The following is a 17,366-nucleotide window of genomic DNA, read 5'->3' on the forward strand; positions in this document are numbered from 1 at the left end:
CGAACTCCTCAGTCTTTAATATAGTTATAGCAACCAACGTAAAGATACTCTTTGTCGTATTCATTCAGATAGGCATTGAGATAATTTTTCTGCGCCTGGTTCAGCCGCCCCAGCCGAATATCTTCTATGGTTTCGTCAAGTGTGCTGCTGTCCAGTCGCCTGAGATGGAAAAGTGTCATGTCCCGGCCTCCCAGAAAGCCTTTGAGGAATGTATGCAGGGGACGCGCAGCGGACATGTCGAACACTGCTCCGTACAGGGCCGTGTACAGGGGTTGCACGGCCAGTGAGTCGCGGTCGAAGGTCGGGAAGTCGCCGGATGGTGGGGTGAAAGCAGGGTAGTCTTGGGCTGGATGTATCGGTTGGCTGGCCAGTGCCTGCAGGTAGTCTTTATTCAGTCCGGCCTCGCGGCCTCCCTGCAGAATTATGTTCAGGTAACGTTGACTGGGCAGGCAGCCATTATCGATAAATTGCGGCATGCCCACGTAGGTAATGGCCGGAACCCTGGGGCGGTTGCCATTGCCATGATCATCGGGTTCAACCGCGACTTCTATACGGTCATAGCCATGGCCGTAAGCTTCCGCCTGATCCAGCAAGGCAAGCGCAGCATCGGGGCATTCATGGAGCACACCCAGTACCCGATCATTCGGGTCGCCGGTGTTCTCGATATTGCCTACCCCTCCTTCGTGGCGGAAAAAATGCTGCACATTGAAACGCAGCCGCCAACCGTGCAATACCGCTCTCGTCGATGCCCGGGGCTCGACCCCCTTGGCTCTCAGCGAGAGCATGCTCATGTTGGAACCAAAGCCAAAATAGTAAAACATAGCGTCTGTCTGTATCCGGTTAGCCTGCCCCGGGGGACTTGTCCGTTGTGGGGAAATCCTTGTCGTAGGGCACGGGAAATTGCGGCGCAATTTTGCGTGGTTCCTGTTCGGTGAACAGGGTCTCGAAGGTGGGAGCAGCCGTGATCCGGTCGCCCAGGCCCCAGGTGTCACATGCCACGCCGTACCAGTTCAGCAAGGTTGCAGCAAAGGAGGTTGCATCAAAACTCCGGCCGCTGCCACTGCGCAGGATGGTTTGGGGCTTGATCCAGGGTGACACGAAGACAGCGGGTACGCGTGGCCCCATGATATCGAATTCGAAGCCATCGGCGAGATCATTTGGCCAGGGTTTGCCGGCATAGGGGGGCGGCTGATGATCAAACAGGCCACCGTTCTTGTCGAAGGTGATCACCAGGAGCGTTTTCGACCAGAGTTCTTCATTGCTGCTCAGGGCCTGATATATGTCATTCAGGGCACGCTCAGCGGGCACCAGGGAATCGATTCCGTCCGCCGAGGAACCGGGGTGGTAAGACGTACATTCGGCGCCTACCCAGGCAGGTTCCAGATAGCTGAAAGCCGGCAGCGAATCGTTCTTCACATCGGCATGGAATTGTTCCAGAGGCGCTATCCAGGGCGAGACGGGCAGGTCGCCGTCATGACTTGCATCCAGCGTCGCTTTGGCCCACGCGGCGTCCACCTCGGGTATCTGGCCTTTGAGGTAAAGCTGATGGGTAAACACCGCGTCTTCCCAGAGAATGCTGTAGTAGATCTTCCAGTCCTGGTGCCCGTGGCACCAGAGGGTGTTCCAGACAGACTGGCGGTGCGCCGAGTCGGGCCAGTCCTGGTAGGCTGAACCGCCTTCCCAGGTACCGAGACGGTTATAGGCTGAGCCACTGACCGAGAAACCGCGATTCACATCGGTGCCGCCGGGAATGGAGCTGAACCAGTCGTCACTCAAGGCAAATTCCTTGGCCAGGCCATTCAGTACTGGCAGCTGTTGCGGGGAAAAGCTTGAAAGCACTGCTGCGCTGTTCTGGTTCCAGGCAAAACCGTCCATTGTCGGTGGTTTGCGTTCGGCATAACCCGTGTAGCCGTGGAACATTTGCATCAATACATCACTGTTGTCGTGCCAGGGGTCCTGAGCCGGGCCGCCGAGCACATAATCGTTGCTCAGTTTGCCCGCCATGTACTGGCTGACATAGGCGTTCTGGCCATCTGGCAGCGGATTGCTCATCGAGGTGTCCAGCCCGCGGAAACCATCGGTGTTGGTCCCGATCCAGTTCAGGCCATCCTTCTGCCCCCGCTCGTAAAGCCACCCCAGCACGTTGTCGAAAGAGCGACTTTCCAGCATGTAATAGACCACGTGTTCGATCTTGTCGCGCATGAATTCGATCGTGCCGGGCGTCTTCTCCCGGGACGTGCAGGCGGGTTGGCGCGGTATGGCGCCAAACAGTGTTGAATGCGCGGTGAAACCCTCGGGGAGGGCCGTCGTATTGATTGGCTTGCCGCCAAGCGGGTCGGCATTGTTGGCATCGAATGCCCAGATACGGCAACCCGCCGAGGGCGCTTCCGGTTTCCAGGTCAGAACGCAAGACCCGACCACTGCCATCGCATCACTCTGGTCGATGCCATGCCAGTTACCGCTTTGTACGGTGGGCAGTGCCAGGGGAGGGGATGATTGCGGGTCAAAGCTCCATACTCGGTAGTTGGCGTCTTTGCGGTCCAGTATGTAGTTGCCGATGGGGTACAGTTCGCGGTCAGCGGTGATGTCGCGAAAACCACCGCTGGTGAACTCGCCGGCAGAGAGACAGTCGTCTTCGGCCTGGGGATCGAAGCGCCACAATTGATAACTGCGCCGACCAGCAGCCGGTATCAGGCTGAGCACATAACCGGGCAGACCGATCAGTTCGATCTGTGCAAAACTGGCGCCAAAGTCGGGACGATAGTCACCAAAGAACTTTTCCTTGCTCCAGGTGCCGTAGGCCACGGTTTTTTCCGCCAGCGGGTTGCTGCTGTCACGGTCGAACGCCAGTACCCGGTAGTGAATAACGTCGTCGTCGGTGGTGGCTGGTATCCAGTCGACCAGATAGCCACCCACCTGCATCAGTCGGTGGTCGGCAGCCAGACTGGCGTGCGGGTCCATCTGGACCGGGGAAAAAGCCGGATCTGCTGTGGGCACGAAGGCGAAGCTGGCGTAGGCCGTCGATGCAGGATTGCGCGCCAGAACAAAAGCGGTTGCGGTGTTTTGTGCCTCGGTGGGGGTGAAGCTGTTGTTGTCGAGACTGAACGCCTGGTTCTGTTCCTGCATGATGGCCAGCAGGGCGGGAATCTTGTCGGGTTTTACGCTGTTGCTGGCTGCATCCCAGCCCCAGTAATGCTCCAGCTCAGTCAGGATCTTGTGCGGGTCATCAGCGGGGTGCTCCGACATGTGAGCCTGCCAGCCGGCAGCGACAAGGTCCTGGCACATCACGTTGATCGGTGGTGGATAGTCCCCGTTGGGCTTGCAGGCATCACTCAGGGGCAGGTCGGTATCGTAGAGATACTCGCTGGGGTGATTGGCACACAATACCCAGGTTGTCGGCGCCAGTTGGCCCGCGCCCCCGGCAATAATGGACAGTTGCACAATATCCAGTGTGCCGGGTACCTGCGGCAGATCAAAGGCCTGCTGGAGCCATTCGTGCACGGGCTCTCCATAGGCGACCATGGATTGGGTCAGTCGGTTGCCGGTTGCCTCCAGTGGCCGCAAGAAATTCTGCAGCTGGGCTTTGGCGTACGGGATAAAGGCCTCGTTGTAGTCGCTGAGTTCGCTGCCGGCGCCGCCCGGGGCGGCAATGGGTGCCACATCCACAATACGTTCAACCGGGGTATTGTTGGCTCCATTGAAGCCGTTTTGCGCCAGCAGGCACTCCCAGCGGCGATTGGTGGGCGAGTAGAGGTAGTCCTTGTAGGTAAAGGTCTCAAGCGGGGGGAAGTGCAAGAGCTGGACTGACTTCACATTCGCCATGGCAAGCCCGAACGGCAGCAGAAACTCCCAACCTTCACGCGCCGAGGCGGGAATGTTCCGGTAGTAGCTGGCCAGCGCTTCCTGGCCTGCAGCAATGTATTGGGGGATCAGGGTTTCGTAAGGCGACATATCATCACAGGGGCTGGTGATCTTCAGCCGGTATTCACCATTTCCGTTGCGGTAAGCCTGTGCCCAGGAACCAAAATAGAGGTCTCGTTGCAACGTCTGGCTGAACACGAAGGTGATGGTGTCTTCCAGGTCGGGGCTGTCATCGCCAAAGCGGAAAAGTCCTGCAATATCATCGTAGTAGCCAAGCCCGATATCGATGCTGGTACGCTTTGTGTCTGTCTGGTTGATCGGCAAGATTCTCTCCTTGTAATAGTTGCCCTGCTGGCAAGTCCACGTCTGAGCAAAAGCCGCCAGGATGCTATGTTCCCGGCAGGCGTTGAAAGACAAAAAACCATAGTAGTCCAAGTCTTCAGGCTCGGCCTTACAGATCTGCAGAAAATCTGACCGACAATGATCGCTTCTGCCAGGCGATCAACGGGATCGCCTGATTGATGGGGATGAATCTGGCGGTGGAGGCTGGCATAGTCAGGGTTGGTCCGATCCAGGTTTCAAAAGAGGAATGCGCATGTCGCACTATGACCCCCTGATTGACGTTGCTGCGGCGCGTCTGGGCAATGCCCTGCAGCGTGCTGGCTGGAAGGCCACAACCGCGGAATCCTGCACCGGTGGAGGTATTGCCGAGGCCATTACCCGGATCAGCGGGAGTTCGGGCTGGTTTGAAACCGGTTTCATTACCTATGCCAATACCAGCAAGGAGCGCTGGCTGGGTGTCAGCGCTGACACCCTGCAGGAGCATGGCGCTGTCAGCGAACCAGTGGTGCGCGCCATGGCCAGCGGTGTGCGGGAGGCGGCCGGAGCGCAGATAGCGGTGGCGGTAAGCGGGATCGCCGGGCCGGATGGCGGTAGTACGGACAAGCCGGTCGGCACTGTCTGGTTTGCCTGGGCCGGGCCGGACGGGCAGGTGATCAGTGAATGTCGGCGTCTGCAGGGCGACCGGCGCGCGGTGCGGGCACAAACGGTTTTGCGAGCGCTGGAGGGATTGCTGGCGCAGACGCGCGAGTGGGGTGTGTAATGTTTTTTGCTGCTGTATTCGCGACCATCGCTAGCCCTGAAGCGGCATTGCCAGTACCCGGTTGCACGCCATACCGGGAACAACGAGATCGGGGGTAGGCGCAGCCGATTTTCTGTGGAATAATACTGACCATATATACAGTAGTCTTGTCGAAACACGTCAACCCCAAGAGGATGCACACATGGACGAGAACAAGAAAAAGGCCCTTGCCGCTGCGCTGGGTCAGATCGAACGGCAGTTTGGTAAAGGTGCGGTTATGCGCATGGGCGATCAGGAACGCCAGGCCATTCCTGCTATTTCGACCGGTTCTCTTGGTCTGGATATCGCGCTGGGGATTGGCGGGCTGCCGAAAGGCCGTATCGTCGAGATTTACGGGCCGGAATCGTCGGGCAAGACCACGCTGACCCTGTCAGTGATTGCCCAGGCCCAGAAGGCTGGCGCAACTTGCGCCTTCGTTGATGCCGAGCACGCGCTGGATCCGGAATATGCCGGCAAGCTGGGCGTTGAGGTCGATGACCTGTTGGTGTCGCAGCCGGACACCGGCGAGCAGGCGCTGGAAATCACTGACATGCTGGTGCGCTCCAATGCGGTAGACGTGATCATTGTCGACTCGGTTGCCGCCCTGGTGCCGAAAGCAGAGATTGAAGGTGAGATGGGGGACCATCACGTCGGCGTGCAGGCACGTCTCATGTCGCAGGCACTGCGCAAGATTACCGGTAATATCAAGAACGCCAACTGTCTGGTGATCTTCATCAACCAGATCCGCATGAAGATTGGCGTCATGTTCGGCAACCCGGAAACCACCACCGGTGGTAACGCGCTGAAATTCTACTCTTCGGTACGTCTGGATATTCGCCGCACCGGCGCAGTGAAAGATGGCGATGAAGTGGTTGGCAGTGAAACCCGGGTCAAGGTGGTAAAGAACAAGGTAGCGCCGCCTTTCCGTCAGGCCGAATTCCAGATTCTGTATGGCAAGGGTATTTACCACAATGCCGAGATCATCGACCTGGGTGTGCAGATCGGTCTGGTCGAGAAGTCCGGTGCCTGGTACAGCTACCAGGGCAACAAGATTGGTCAGGGCAAGGCCAATGCGGCCAAGTTTCTGGAAGAGAATCCTGCGGTCGCCAGCGAAATTGAAGTGGCCGTTCGTGACCACTTCATGCCCAAGCCAGAAGCGATCGGCAATCCGGAAGAGCGCGCCAAAGCCAAGGCTGATGCCAAGTCCGGTGCTGACGCCTGAACAGTTGTGTGAACTGAGTGTTTCGCCGCAGCCAACTGGAAACGCCTCAGGCCATTCGCCGCTCGGCAATGGACCTGTTGGCGCGGCGCGAGCACAGCTATACCGAACTGCTGCGCAAACTGACACTGCGCGGAGCCACGGCTGACGCAGCGGAAATCGAACTGGACAAGCTGCAAGACGAAGGTTTGCTCAGTGATGCCCGTTTCTGTGAGGCGTATGTCTATGCGCGCAGCCAGCGCGGTATGGGGCCTTTGCGCTTGCGAGAGGAATTGCGCCAGAAAGGTGTGGCCAGCAGCCTGATTGAACAGGTACTGGATGAGCCGCATTGGGACTGGCCAGCAAAAGCGGCGCAGGCTTTCGCCAAACGCTTTCCGGACGGTGTGGCCGCAGAGCGGAAAGAGAAAGCCAGGCAGCAACGCTTTATGCAGTACCGTGGCTTTACCTGGCAAGACCTGACTGTCGATGATCACGACTAGCGCCATTACCCGCAGCCCAGCCATCGAAACCTGTCAGTGCCGGCCTCGATGGCAACCGGCAACAGGATTCCCTGCCTGGGTCATGCGCGGTGCGGGCCAGCCGCGCTGGACTCTACAGCGAGTTGACCACCTGTCCTGAATGCTTCTCCAGTTCGCTGTTGGCCTGTTTCATCTGCTCAATACTGGAGGCATGTATGGTGACAACGGATTTTCCGTCGCGCAGCGCTGCCTGGGCCTTCATCAGATAGGGCATGTGGTCAGGCCGCAATGACACCAGACCGGCCAGCAGCATCCCGATGACCGCACCAAATACGATAAACAGGGCTGCTGCAGTGAGCGCATTGGTCGTCACAAAGCCGATTCCGGCAAAAAACGTCACCATGAACAGCAGCAACCCTGCCAGAGCACCAAAAGCGCCAAGCCAGAGATGCGAGCGGATCATGGTGCGCATAATGCCTGTGGAGTCGGGTTCGAGTTCGCGCCCCTGATGGGCATCACCGGGGTCCACCACAATAACCTGTCGTTGTTCCAGGTTGAGGGAATCGCGTACGGATTCGGCCGCGGTATGCGCTTCATTACTGGACGCGAAAACCGCAGCTACCTTGTGGTCGAATTTCTCACCGGTGATATGTTGGGCATCGGTCATAAGCGCATTCTCCTATGCTGATTGTCGGAAGCAGACCGCAAGGGTCATTGCTTTACCTAACTTTGACTACCAGCGTAGAACATGGTTCGGTTTCCCGAAAAGCCGGCTTGGGCCGAGTCCTGTGAGACTCGTCACGGCCTAAAAAGCGATTTGCTCATCCTGCTCGGGAATTTGCGCTTGCCAGCCGAGCTTGTTCTTGATTGCTTCGGCGAGGCGCTCACTTTTCTCCAGTTCGCCATGAACCAGGTAGAGTTCAGGTACCCGCTGAAAATGGCTTAACCAGTCGATCAATTGGCTTTGACCCGCATGGGCGGAAAAGCCACCCAACGTATGCAGCTGGGCATTTACCGCCAGGCTCTGATGGATTACCCGGACGTTGGTTGCGCCGTCAACCAGACGCCGGCCCAGAGTGCCCTTGGCCTGGTAGCCGGGGAAAATCAAATGGCATTCCTTGCGCCAGAGGTTGTGCTTGAAGTGATGCACAATACGCCCGCCAGTACACATGCCGCTACCGGCAATAATGATCGCACCGCTCTGGATACGGTTGATCGCCATGGACTCTTCCGGCGTGGAGGTGCACTTGAGGATGGGCAGCCAATTCGTCAGTTTGCCTTTGCCATTGCTGGCGAGCAGCTCCTGATCCTCCTCGGTAAAACGGTGGTGGTAGCGGTCGTAGATGCGCGTAGCCGAGATCGCCATCGGGCTATCAAGGTACACGGTATGCTGCTTGAGTTTGCCTTGTTGATAGAATTTGCCGAGGTAGTACAGCAGGTCCTGGGTGCGGCCAACGGCGAAAGAAGGGATCAGAACATTGCCCCCTTCGCGGTGAGCTTGATCGAGAATATCAACCAGCTCATCCAGGGTGTCCTGCTTGTTTCTGTGGTCGCGGTCACCGTAGGTCGACTCCATCAGCACCAGGTCAGCCTGTTCCAGGGTTTTCGGCGGGCGCAGCAGCGGCGAGCAGGTATTGCCCAGATCACCGGAAAACACCAGGCGGCGTTTCAGTTGGCCGGTCTCTTCGATGGCCAAGTCGACAATGGCCGACCCGAGAATATGCCCGGCTTCATGGAAACACAGCTCGAAGCCTTTGGCGATCATGGTTGGCTGTGCGTAGTCGATCGGGTTGAGCAGTTCCAGTGCGGCTTCAGCATGCCGTGTGGTGTACAAGGGTTTGACTTCCGCTTTGCCGGAACGCTTGCGCCAGCGGTTTTCCCATTCGGCATCCCGCTCCTGCAAGCCGGCAGAATCCTTGAGCATCAGGTCCAGCAGGTCGGCACTGTCCGGTGTTACATAGACAGGCCCGCTGTAGCCTTCGGCAACCAGTTTTGGCAGCAAGCCGGAATGGTCCAGGTGGGCATGGGAAATGACCACGGCATTGAGTTTTTTCGGATCGAACTGGAATTGGTGGCGGTTACGTTCTTCGTCACGGCGAAAGCCCTGAGTCATGCCACACTCCAGCAGGACCTGCTCGCCGTTGGCTTCCAGCAAATAACAGGAGCCGGTGACTTGTCGCGTGGCACCGAAAAAATTCAATAACGCCATGGGTGATCCTCGTAGTGATTGACCTTGATTGGCAGCATGGCGCAGCCAGAGCGGCTGCGCCATGATCTGGGTCAGGTCATTTACAGCGAGTGGCAGTGGTTGGCAATAAAGCTTTGTGTCAGCACCGGCTGCTCACTGTCTTTGAGCACGAAGTGATAGCTGAGGGTGGCGCCCATATCCATCAATTGACGAAAACGCTGGTTGGAACAGACGCTGGATTGAAGTTGATTACGGATCAGCATGGGGTCTTCCTGCATGCGTTCGGCATAGTCAGCATCGACGGCCAGGCGATTGATCAACTCGCGCTCCTCGGCCTGAAATCCCAGGTCGGTAATGTCAGCATTGATTGCCCGTGGTGTGCCTTCACTACTGGCTTCGGCGACGGCACTCAAGGTCTCCTGCAGGCGCACGTCGCGCAGAGAAACGGCGTGGCTGGGCAAAACAATCAGTAAAGCAAGCAATACTAGTGACCAACGCAACATAATAGGTAAATCTCCAGACAGAAGAACTGAGTGTACTATTGCTCAGACCTGTGGCCCAGCCAGTCGTTCGATCATCGAGCAGGATATTTTGGTATGCCCTCGGTTACACTGCCAGCCGCAATCTCGGAACAGGATGCACGTGTGTCGTTACCTGATCATTCATCGCATGCCGTCGCCCGTTTGCGTCAGCAGGCACTGGCGGCAGCTACCCGTCCATTTATGGCCCGGGGGATCAAGATGCAGCGTTGCGGGGGGTGCCTGTTGCCGCCGGGGCACTGCATCTGTGCGCTGCGCCCGCAGCTATCTGCCGGGGTCAGCTTCTGCCTGCTGATGCACCGGCTGGAACCCCTGAAACCGACCAACACCGGCCGTCTGATTGCCGAGTGCCTGGCTGATACCCAGGCATTTGTCTGGTCACGTACTGAACCTGATCCGGCCCTGTTGGCCCTGCTGCAGGACCCGCAATGGCAACCTTTGCTGGTCTTTCCCCGGGAGTACGCGGCTCCGCAGCAGGCGGTATGCCAGCAAATCAGCCCGATTAATGGCAAACGTCCCTTGCTGGTGATTATCGATGCCACCTGGAATCAGGCGCGCAAGATGGTGCGCATGAGCCCCTGGTTGCGCGCATTGCCTTTACTGGATCTGCAACCTGATCAGGGGTCGCGCTATCAACTGCGCCGTTCCTGTCAGGCTGAGCACCTGTGTACCGCAGAGGTCGGTGTTGCCTGTCTGGAGCTGGCTGGCGATGCCGATGCGGCAAGGGGGCTGGATGACTATTTTGACACTTTCAATACGGGTTATCATTTGGCCCGCCTCAACCGTACGCCTGCCGACAGCCCGGCGCGGCGACGCCTTGTTCAGCGCAGGGTAGAGGGCTAGCTGTCAGGCTCGACAGACTTTCATGGGCACTTGCACGGATGATGGCCCGGGTATTGCATTGCAGATAGGGAACCTAGTCGCTACGGAGTACGCTTTCATGTCAGTTGGCCTGAATATATTGGCACTGTTATCCCCTGGTGATGCCTCTGGCAAACATGCTGGATTGCTCGATAAAGAGGGCGAAAGCCTTGATTTTCAAGGGAGCAGTGCTTTTTCAGAATTGCTCAATGGCACCCCGGGCGATGCGCTGGAGACGATGCTGGATGCTCTGCCAGAGGCGGAACGCGAAGCGATGTTGGCGGCAATCGCGCAATTGGCCCTGATCAAGGATGGCAATAATTTGCCGCCAGCAGTAGATCAGCTGCTGCAGGATTTGCCTGAAATGCCTGCCTTGACCGATGAGGCGGCGGTGCGCTTGCAGCAGGGCGGCGATGCCGCGCTTGATGTATTGGCAACCCTGGTGCCGGAATGGCGTCAGTGGTTGAGCGATGCGGCGGATGACATTGACAGCGAACGATTGCAGGCAGTTGCGGACCAGGTGGCCGATTCGGTTGCACAGGCAGTCGATAGTACAGCTGATGCCGATGCTGCCGAGGATGCTGACAGCATCAGTACCCTGGCCGCGGCCATGACTGCGTCGGCAGCGGCTGGCCAACCAGCAGTCAGCCAACAGGCCTCTGCTGCTACCCAGTCGGATGCGGAGCCATTGCCACCTTCGCGTTTTTCTTTGGCCCAGCTGGTCAATGGCCAAAAAGCCACCGCTGATGAACCTGCCAGTGGGCGTGACAGCCAGCCCCGGCTGGATGTCGATGTGGACAAGAACACCCTGAGCAATGATGATTTTTCCGGTTTGCGTCGCAAGGCAACCCTGGACATGAACGCCAATGCCAACGCCAACGCAACACCGCGAGCGGCAGAGGTGGCCTTGCGTGCCGAACCGTCCTCACGCCGCAGTGGTGGTGAAGAGGCGGCTGAAGCAGTAAGGGTGAGTCAACCCGGTTCAGCGGCAGCGGCGGCAGCCCTGACTGCGCGGCCGGTAGCCGCAGCCACCCAGGCTTTGGGTGTCCCCTTCGGCCAGGCTGGTTGGAGTGAGGCTGTAGTCGACAAGGTCATGTGGATGTCCAGCCGCAACCTGAACAGTGTGGAAATTCGTCTGACACCCGCCGAGTTGGGGCCGCTGGAAATTCACTTGCAAAATCGTGGACAGGAGCTGCAGGTTCAATTCGTCAGCCAGAATCCGAGTGTGCGCGAAGTACTGGAATCCCAGGTGATTCGTTTGCGCGAAATGGTGGGCCAGCAAGGACTGGACCTGGTTGATGTATCAGTCGGTGACAATGGCGCCAATCAACAGCAGGAGCAGGCCGAACGTCAGGCAGCCAGACTGGCAGGGCAGGTTGCCGGAGGTACTGCAGCCGGTAATGCTGCAAACAGCCCTCAGTCCACACTGGTTCCGGTTGCCAGCAGCAGTGATCGGCTGGTTGATTATTACGCCTGATCGTCTGCCTGATCGTGTCCCATCAGACCCGGCCCTGGGAAACCAGCTTTGGCCGGGTTTCTTGTTTATCCCGTCGCGACTTTTGCCCGGCATGCCTATATGATGTTCGCTACACTTGGCATGAAGCATGCTTTGATAGTTGGCATAGTCGGTTATCGCCGATCGGATGATGGAATTTTGACATGGCAAAACAGAAAGAACCGGAACAGGCACCTGAAGAAGGCGCAGAAGTCCCCAAAAAAAGTAAAGGCAAGCTGTTTCTGTTGCTGGGTGTCGGCCTTTTGGCACTCTTGCTGTCAATCGGAGGGGTACTGTATTTCGTCTTCTCCGGTGATGATGAGCCGGTCAGTAGCGAACCGGCAACACCGGTTCAGTTGCCAGCCATCTATCAACCCATGGAGCCGGCCTTTGTGGTCAACTATACCCATGCGGGACGCCAGCGTTACATGCAGATCAGTGTCGTATTGATGGGGCGTGACCCGCAGAAAATGCAGGATATGACCCAGCATTTCCCGTTGATCCGCAATCAGCTGGTGATGTTGTTCTCCGGTGAAGACTTCGAAGAGCTGTTGACCGCTGAAGGCAAGGAAACCTTGCGCGAACGCGCCACCCTGGCGGTGCAATCGATGCTGGAACGGGAAATGAGTGATCCCGTGATTGAAGCGGTTTTGTTCACCAATATGGTAATGCAATAGGACATAAAGCATGGCTGTTCAGGATCTACTGTCACAGGATGAAATCGATGCGCTGCTGCACGGGGTGGATGATGGCGCCATTGACTCTGAGGAAGACCTTGATCCCACGGGTGTGCGCAGTTATGACCTGACCAGTCAGGATCGTATTGTCCGCGGGCGCATGCCGACCCTGGAAATGATCAACGAGCGCTTTGCCCGCTATACCCGCATCAGCATGTTCAATCTGCTGCGTCGTTCAGCGGATGTTGCTGTGGGCGGTGTGCAGGTGATGAAGTTTGGTGAATACATTCACTCGCTCTACGTGCCAACCAGCCTCAACCTGGTAAAAATGAAGCCCTTGCGCGGAACAGCGCTGTTTATTCTTGATGCGCGACTGGTATTCAAGCTGGTCGACAACTTTTTTGGTGGTGACGGCCGGCACGCCAAGATTGAAGGCCGTGAATTTACCCCGACCGAACTGCGAGTAGTCCGCATGGTGCTGGACCAGGCCTTTATCGATCTGAAGGAAGCCTGGCAAGCCGTGCATGAAGTCAACTTCGAGTACGTCAATTCCGAGGTCAATCCGGCCCTGGCGAATATTGTCAGCCCCAGCGAAGTGGTGGTGGTGTCCACCTTCCATATCGAGCTGGATGGCGGCGGCGGGGATATGCATGTCACTTTCCCCTACTCGATGATCGAGCCGCTGCGTGAAGTACTCGACTCCGGGGTGCAGTCCGATGTCGACGAGCATGACGAACGCTGGGTCAAGGCACTGCGTGAGGAAATAACCGCCGCCAAGGTGCCCCTGAGCGCTACTGTGGTCAAGCATCAGCTTAAACTGCGCGACTTGCTGAGCATGCAGGAAGGTGATGTGATCCCGGTGGAAATGCCCGATTTTATGGTGATGTGTGCCAACGGCGTACCCACCTTCAAAGCCAAGATAGGCTCGGTAAAAGGTAATTTGGCCTTGCAGATTCTGGAACCGGTCGTACGCCCCAAGTGACGGGCGCGACGGACAACATTGACGTGGGAGGAAGGCCGTAATGGCTGACGAGAACAAGCCCGAAGAAGACGAGATCAGCCCGGAAGAGCAGGCTCTGGCCGACGAGTGGGCGGCTGCTCTGGACGAAGCGGGTGCTGATACCAGCCAGGACGATATCGATGCCATGCTGGCAGAGAGCGGTGAAAGCGATACTCAGCGCATGCCGATGGAAGAATTCAGTCAGTCATCCGGTGGCCAGCAGCCGATGTCAGCCGGTGACAGCCCCAACCTGGATGTAATCCTGGATATTCCGGTGACCATCTCCATGGAAGTGGGCAATACCGATATTACGATCCGCAACCTGTTGCAGCTGAACCAGGGTTCGGTTGTCGAGCTGGACCGCCTGGCAGGTGAGCCACTGGATGTGATGGTCAACGGCACCCTGATTGCCCATGGTGAGGTCGTCGTCGTGAATGAGAAATTCGGTATTCGCCTGACCGATGTGATCAGTCCTTCCGAACGTATCAAGAAGCTGAAATGATGCGTTTTCTGCTGCCGTTGGTGTTGTTCCTGAGCAGCCCGCTGGTGTTGGCCGAACCAGAGGCCCCACCGCGAACGCTGGGCTCTGCCACGCAGGTTTCACTGACCACGCAGATACTCCAGCTTGGCCTTGGATTGATAGTGGTCGTGGGGTTGATTTTCCTGCTTGGCTATCTGATGCGCCGGGTGGGTCCCATGGCAGGCATTGGCAGTCAGCAGATACGGGTGATCAGCAGCCTGCCCCTGGGAACGCGCGATCGTTTGCTGCTGGTCGACGTGGCGGGCAAGCAAATGCTGCTGGGCGCCTCTGCCGGGCGAATCAATACCCTGCATGTCTTCGATGAGCCGGTGGCTGATCTCGATGCAGTGCGCCAGCAGGGAGACTTTGCCCGCAAACTGAATGCATTACTGAAACGGGAGCCGAACGAATGAGCCGTGGACTCTGGCTGCTGGTCTTTATGTTGCTGGCGCCGAATGTGCTGGCGCAGTCTGCCGCCGAGGCACTGTCCATGCCCGCGCTGACTTTGAGCACCGATGAAGACGGCCAGCAGACCTACTCGGTGAGCCTGCAGATTCTGATGTTGATGACGGCGCTGACCTTCATTCCGGCGTTCGTCATGATGATGACCAGCTTCACCCGCATCATCATTGTGTTTGCCATCCTGCGTCAGGCGCTGGGTTTGCAGCAGACACCATCCAGTCAGATTCTGGTGGGCCTGGCGCTGTTTCTGACCTTGTTCATCATGGCCCCGGTATTCGAGCGCATCAATGAAAATGCGTTGCAACCCTACGTCAATGAAGAGCTGACCGGTGAACAGGCGCTGGAGGCCGCGAGTTTGCCGTTACGCGATTTCATGCTGGCGCAGACCCGGGAAACCGACCTGGAACTCTTTGTGCGCCTGGCGCGTCGCGACGACCTGACCAGCCCGGATGATGTCCCTTTTCATATTCTGGTACCGGCCTTTGTGACCTCCGAGTTGAAAACCGCATTTCAGATCGGCTTCATGATCTTTATTCCGTTCTTGATCATTGACCTGGTCGTGGCCAGCGTATTGATGGCCATGGGGATGATGATGCTGTCACCACTGATTATCTCGTTACCCTTCAAGATCATGCTGTTTGTACTGGTGGATGGCTGGGCTCTGGTGATCGGTACTCTGGCCGCCAGCTTTGCAGTGACATAGGAGGCATGCCATGACCCCGGAAGTAGCGGTTGACCTGTTTCGGCAGGCTGTCTGGCTGACAGCCGTAATGGTTGCGGTGATTGTACTGCCCAGCCTGGTTGTGGGTCTGATTGTTGCCATGTTTCAGGCGGCGACCCAGATCAACGAGCAAACCCTCAGCTTCTTGCCCCGCTTGTTGTTCACTTTCATGACCCTGATCTGGGTGGCCCCCTGGCTAGTGACCGAGCTGGTCGACTTCACTCGGCGTCTATACATGGAAATTCCCGGGCTGATCGGCTGATGTTCGCGTTTTCCGCCGCTGAACTCATTAGCCTGGTATCCGGTTATATGTGGGTGCTTTTCCGCATCGGCAGCATGGTCATGACCATGCCCGTGATCGGCACCCAGTTGTTGCCGATGCGCATTCGCCTTTATCTGGCGATTATGCTGACGTTCATGGTCGCGCCCTATATTCCTCCGGTACCACAGCTGGATGTGCTGTCGCTGACCAGCTGGCTGCTGATCGGTGAGCAGATCCTGATTGGCGCGGCCATGGGCTTCCTGCTCCAGCTGCTGTTCCAGATTCACGTGCTTGCCGGTCAGATCATCGCCATGCAGATGGGTCTGGGTTTTGCGTCGATGAACGACCCGGCGATGGGGATTTCCGTGGCCGTGGTCAGTCAGGTTTTTACCATGCTGGTAACCCTGCTGTTCCTTGCCATGAATGGGCATCTGGTGGCGATCGAAGTCCTGGCGGAAAGTTTTGTCACACTGCCGATCGGTGAGACCCTCAGGGTTGCCGATTTCTATACCCTGGTGTTGCGCTTTTCCTGGGTCATGGCAGCAGCGTTGTTGATTGGCCTGCCGGCGGTCACCGCACTGTTGATCGTCAATCTGTCCTTTGGCGTCATGATGCGGGCGGCCCCGCAACTCAACGTATTTTCCATCGGTTTTCCGCTGACCCTGTGTCTGGGCCTGTTCATCATCTGGGTACTGCTCGGCAATATGGTCGAGTCTTACCAATTGTTGCTGGGTGAGGCATTGATCTGGCTGCGTGAAATGGTGGGGGCTGGCTGATGGCGGAGCAGCAAGACAGTAGCCAGGAAAAAACCGAAGAACCTACCCCGAAAAAACTCAAGGATGCGAAAGACAAGGGGCAGGTGGCGCGTTCGAAAGAGCTGAATACCCTGGCGGTGGTCATGGTTGCAGCCCTGGGGTTGATGAGTTTCGGCACCAGCATGGCTGGGCGCATGCTGGATATCATGGCCTATAACTTCACCATCGAGCGCGAGGCTCTGTACCAGACCGACAGCATGGGCTGGCATTTGATGGCCTCGGTCGAGCAGGGGCTGTATATTCTCGGCCCGCTGATTGCCATGCTCCTGGTCGCCTCACTGGTCGGCCCGGTGTTGCTCGGGGGTTGGCTGTTCAGCGCCAAGTCGATGGCACCCAAGTTCGAGCGGATGAATCCGTTGTCCGGGCTCAAGCGCATGTTTTCCATGAACGCACTTGTAGAGCTGCTCAAGGCTCTGGCCAAATTCCTTGTAGTGCTGACCGTAGCCCTGATCGTATTGAACATGTTCCGTGACGAGTTAATGGGGTTGGGCAAGGAAACCTTGCCGGAAGCCATCTATCACAGTGTCTGGATTCTTGCCACTGCCTTGGTGTTTCTTGCCTGCTCGCTGATTGTTATTGCTGCGGTGGATATTCCCTTTCAGATCTACGACAACAACAAAAAGCTGAAAATGACCAAGCAGGAGGTCAAGGACGAGTACAAGGACAGTGAAGGCAAGCCAGAGGTCAAGGCCAAGGTGCGCCAGTTGCAGCGTGAAGTGGCGGATCGCAAAATGCTTGCTGAAGTACCCAATGCGGATGTCGTGATCACCAACCCGACGCACTTTGCGGTGGCCCTGAAGTATGATCCGGAGCGCTCGGGCGCGCCCATGCTGGTCGCCAAGGGGGGAGACTTCATGGCCCAGAAAATCCGCGAAATCGCCCAGGAACACCAGGTCATGATTCTCGAGTCACCGCCACTGGCCCGAGCAGTCTTCTACAGCACCGAACTGGATCGGGAAATTCCGGCGGGGCTGTATCTGGCGGTAGCCCAGGTACTGGCGTATGTTTTCCAGCTGCAACAATACCAGGCGGGCAAGAGCAAGAAACCACCCAAGCCGCCGGAGCCAACCATTCCGGATGACTTCCGCCGCGATGAGTAGTCAATTTTGTGCACCAGTTCGCATTCTTGTGTAACGTGACTGGCATCTTTTTGCACATCTTGCCATTA

General features: G+C 57.4%; 18 protein-coding genes. 13 read left to right on the forward strand and 5 right to left on the reverse strand.

Annotated elements, in window-relative coordinates:
* Positions 1-8: 8 nt before the first annotated feature.
* On the reverse strand, positions 9-821 hold the full coding sequence (locus tag BLU07_RS04270) for a gamma-glutamylcyclotransferase family protein (protein WP_092384487.1): 813 nt from the start codon (positions 819-821) through the stop codon (positions 9-11).
* 19 nt (positions 822-840) lie between these two features.
* The gene (locus tag BLU07_RS04275) at positions 841-4,185 is read right to left on the reverse strand and encodes an alkaline phosphatase family protein (protein WP_092384489.1); all 3,345 of its coding nucleotides are present in this window, start codon (positions 4,183-4,185) and stop codon (positions 841-843) included.
* A 271-nt stretch (positions 4,186-4,456) separates the two neighbouring features.
* Here BLU07_RS04275 and BLU07_RS04280 point away from each other — a divergent pair, with 271 nt between their 5' ends.
* The 3 genes from BLU07_RS04280 (at position 4,457) to BLU07_RS04290 (ending at position 6,679) form a co-directional block, all read left to right on the forward strand.
* Positions 4,457-4,963 carry a CinA family protein gene (locus BLU07_RS04280; RefSeq protein WP_092384491.1) on the forward strand — a complete coding sequence of 169 codons (507 nt, stop codon included), beginning with the start codon at positions 4,457-4,459 and terminating at the stop codon, positions 4,961-4,963.
* A 181-nt stretch (positions 4,964-5,144) separates the two neighbouring features.
* Positions 5,145-6,203: a recombinase RecA gene (recA, locus tag BLU07_RS04285; RefSeq protein WP_092384493.1), complete on the forward strand. Its 1,059-nt coding sequence runs from the start codon at positions 5,145-5,147 to the stop codon at positions 6,201-6,203.
* A 17-nt stretch (positions 6,204-6,220) separates the two neighbouring features.
* Positions 6,221-6,679 carry a regulatory protein RecX gene (locus tag BLU07_RS04290; protein WP_157719079.1) on the forward strand — a complete coding sequence of 153 codons (459 nt, stop codon included), beginning with the start codon at positions 6,221-6,223 and terminating at the stop codon, positions 6,677-6,679.
* Between the two features lie 112 nt (positions 6,680-6,791).
* Here BLU07_RS04290 and BLU07_RS04295 read toward each other — a convergent pair whose 3' ends face one another.
* The 3 genes from BLU07_RS04295 to BLU07_RS04305 all read right to left on the reverse strand — a co-directional run bounded on the left by BLU07_RS04295 (position 6,792) and on the right by BLU07_RS04305 (position 9,349).
* Positions 6,792-7,325 carry a 6TM ABC transporter family protein gene (locus BLU07_RS04295; RefSeq protein WP_092384497.1) on the reverse strand — a complete coding sequence of 178 codons (534 nt, stop codon included), beginning with the start codon at positions 7,323-7,325 and terminating at the stop codon, positions 6,792-6,794.
* Between the two features lie 138 nt (positions 7,326-7,463).
* Entirely contained in the window at positions 7,464-8,867 is a 1,404-nt protein-coding gene (locus BLU07_RS04300) for an MBL fold metallo-hydrolase RNA specificity domain-containing protein (protein WP_092384499.1), read from the reverse strand.
* Between the two features lie 80 nt (positions 8,868-8,947).
* Complete coding sequence (locus BLU07_RS04305; RefSeq protein WP_092384501.1) at positions 8,948-9,349, reverse strand: PA3611 family quorum-sensing-regulated virulence factor; 402 nt, start codon at positions 9,347-9,349, stop codon at positions 8,948-8,950.
* Between the two features lie 219 nt (positions 9,350-9,568).
* Here BLU07_RS04305 and BLU07_RS04310 point away from each other — a divergent pair, with 219 nt between their 5' ends.
* From BLU07_RS04310 to flhB, 10 genes are all read left to right on the forward strand, one after another.
* A complete protein-coding gene (locus BLU07_RS04310; protein ID WP_407920103.1) occupies positions 9,569-10,228 on the forward strand; it encodes a tRNA-uridine aminocarboxypropyltransferase in 660 nt (219 codons plus the stop codon).
* Positions 10,229-10,325: 97 nt separating this feature from the next.
* On the forward strand, positions 10,326-11,723 hold the full coding sequence (locus tag BLU07_RS04315) for a flagellar hook-length control protein FliK (RefSeq protein ID WP_157719080.1): 1,398 nt from the start codon (positions 10,326-10,328) through the stop codon (positions 11,721-11,723).
* Between the two features lie 182 nt (positions 11,724-11,905).
* On the forward strand, positions 11,906-12,418 hold the full coding sequence (locus BLU07_RS04320) for a flagellar basal body-associated FliL family protein (protein ID WP_092384507.1): 513 nt from the start codon (positions 11,906-11,908) through the stop codon (positions 12,416-12,418).
* Between the two features lie 10 nt (positions 12,419-12,428).
* Positions 12,429-13,400 carry a flagellar motor switch protein FliM gene (gene fliM / locus BLU07_RS04325; protein ID WP_092384509.1) on the forward strand — a complete coding sequence of 324 codons (972 nt, stop codon included), beginning with the start codon at positions 12,429-12,431 and terminating at the stop codon, positions 13,398-13,400.
* A gap of 40 nt (positions 13,401-13,440) precedes the next feature.
* Complete coding sequence (gene fliN, locus BLU07_RS04330; RefSeq protein WP_092384511.1) at positions 13,441-13,920, forward strand: flagellar motor switch protein FliN; 480 nt, start codon at positions 13,441-13,443, stop codon at positions 13,918-13,920.
* Positions 13,917-14,351 carry a flagellar biosynthetic protein FliO gene (gene fliO / locus BLU07_RS04335; RefSeq protein ID WP_092384513.1) on the forward strand — a complete coding sequence of 145 codons (435 nt, stop codon included), beginning with the start codon at positions 13,917-13,919 and terminating at the stop codon, positions 14,349-14,351. The genes fliN and fliO overlap by 4 nt, the downstream gene beginning before the upstream one ends.
* Positions 14,348-15,103: a flagellar type III secretion system pore protein FliP gene (fliP, locus tag BLU07_RS04340; RefSeq protein ID WP_092384515.1), complete on the forward strand. Its 756-nt coding sequence runs from the start codon at positions 14,348-14,350 to the stop codon at positions 15,101-15,103. Before fliO ends, fliP begins: the two co-directional genes overlap by 4 nt.
* A 10-nt stretch (positions 15,104-15,113) precedes the next feature.
* The gene (fliQ, locus tag BLU07_RS04345) at positions 15,114-15,383 is read left to right on the forward strand and encodes a flagellar biosynthesis protein FliQ (RefSeq protein WP_092384517.1); all 270 of its coding nucleotides are present in this window, start codon (positions 15,114-15,116) and stop codon (positions 15,381-15,383) included.
* On the forward strand, positions 15,383-16,159 hold the full coding sequence (gene fliR, locus BLU07_RS04350; RefSeq protein WP_092384519.1) for a flagellar biosynthetic protein FliR: 777 nt from the start codon (positions 15,383-15,385) through the stop codon (positions 16,157-16,159). Before fliQ ends, fliR begins: the two co-directional genes overlap by 1 nt.
* A complete protein-coding gene (gene flhB / locus BLU07_RS04355) occupies positions 16,159-17,298 on the forward strand; it encodes a flagellar biosynthesis protein FlhB (protein WP_092384521.1) in 1,140 nt (379 codons plus the stop codon). Before fliR ends, flhB begins: the two co-directional genes overlap by 1 nt.
* The last annotated feature ends 68 nt before the right edge of the window (positions 17,299-17,366 follow it).

The sequence above is a fragment of the Halopseudomonas salegens genome, from assembly GCF_900105655.1.
GTDB lineage: Bacteria > Pseudomonadota > Gammaproteobacteria > Pseudomonadales > Pseudomonadaceae > Halopseudomonas > Halopseudomonas salegens.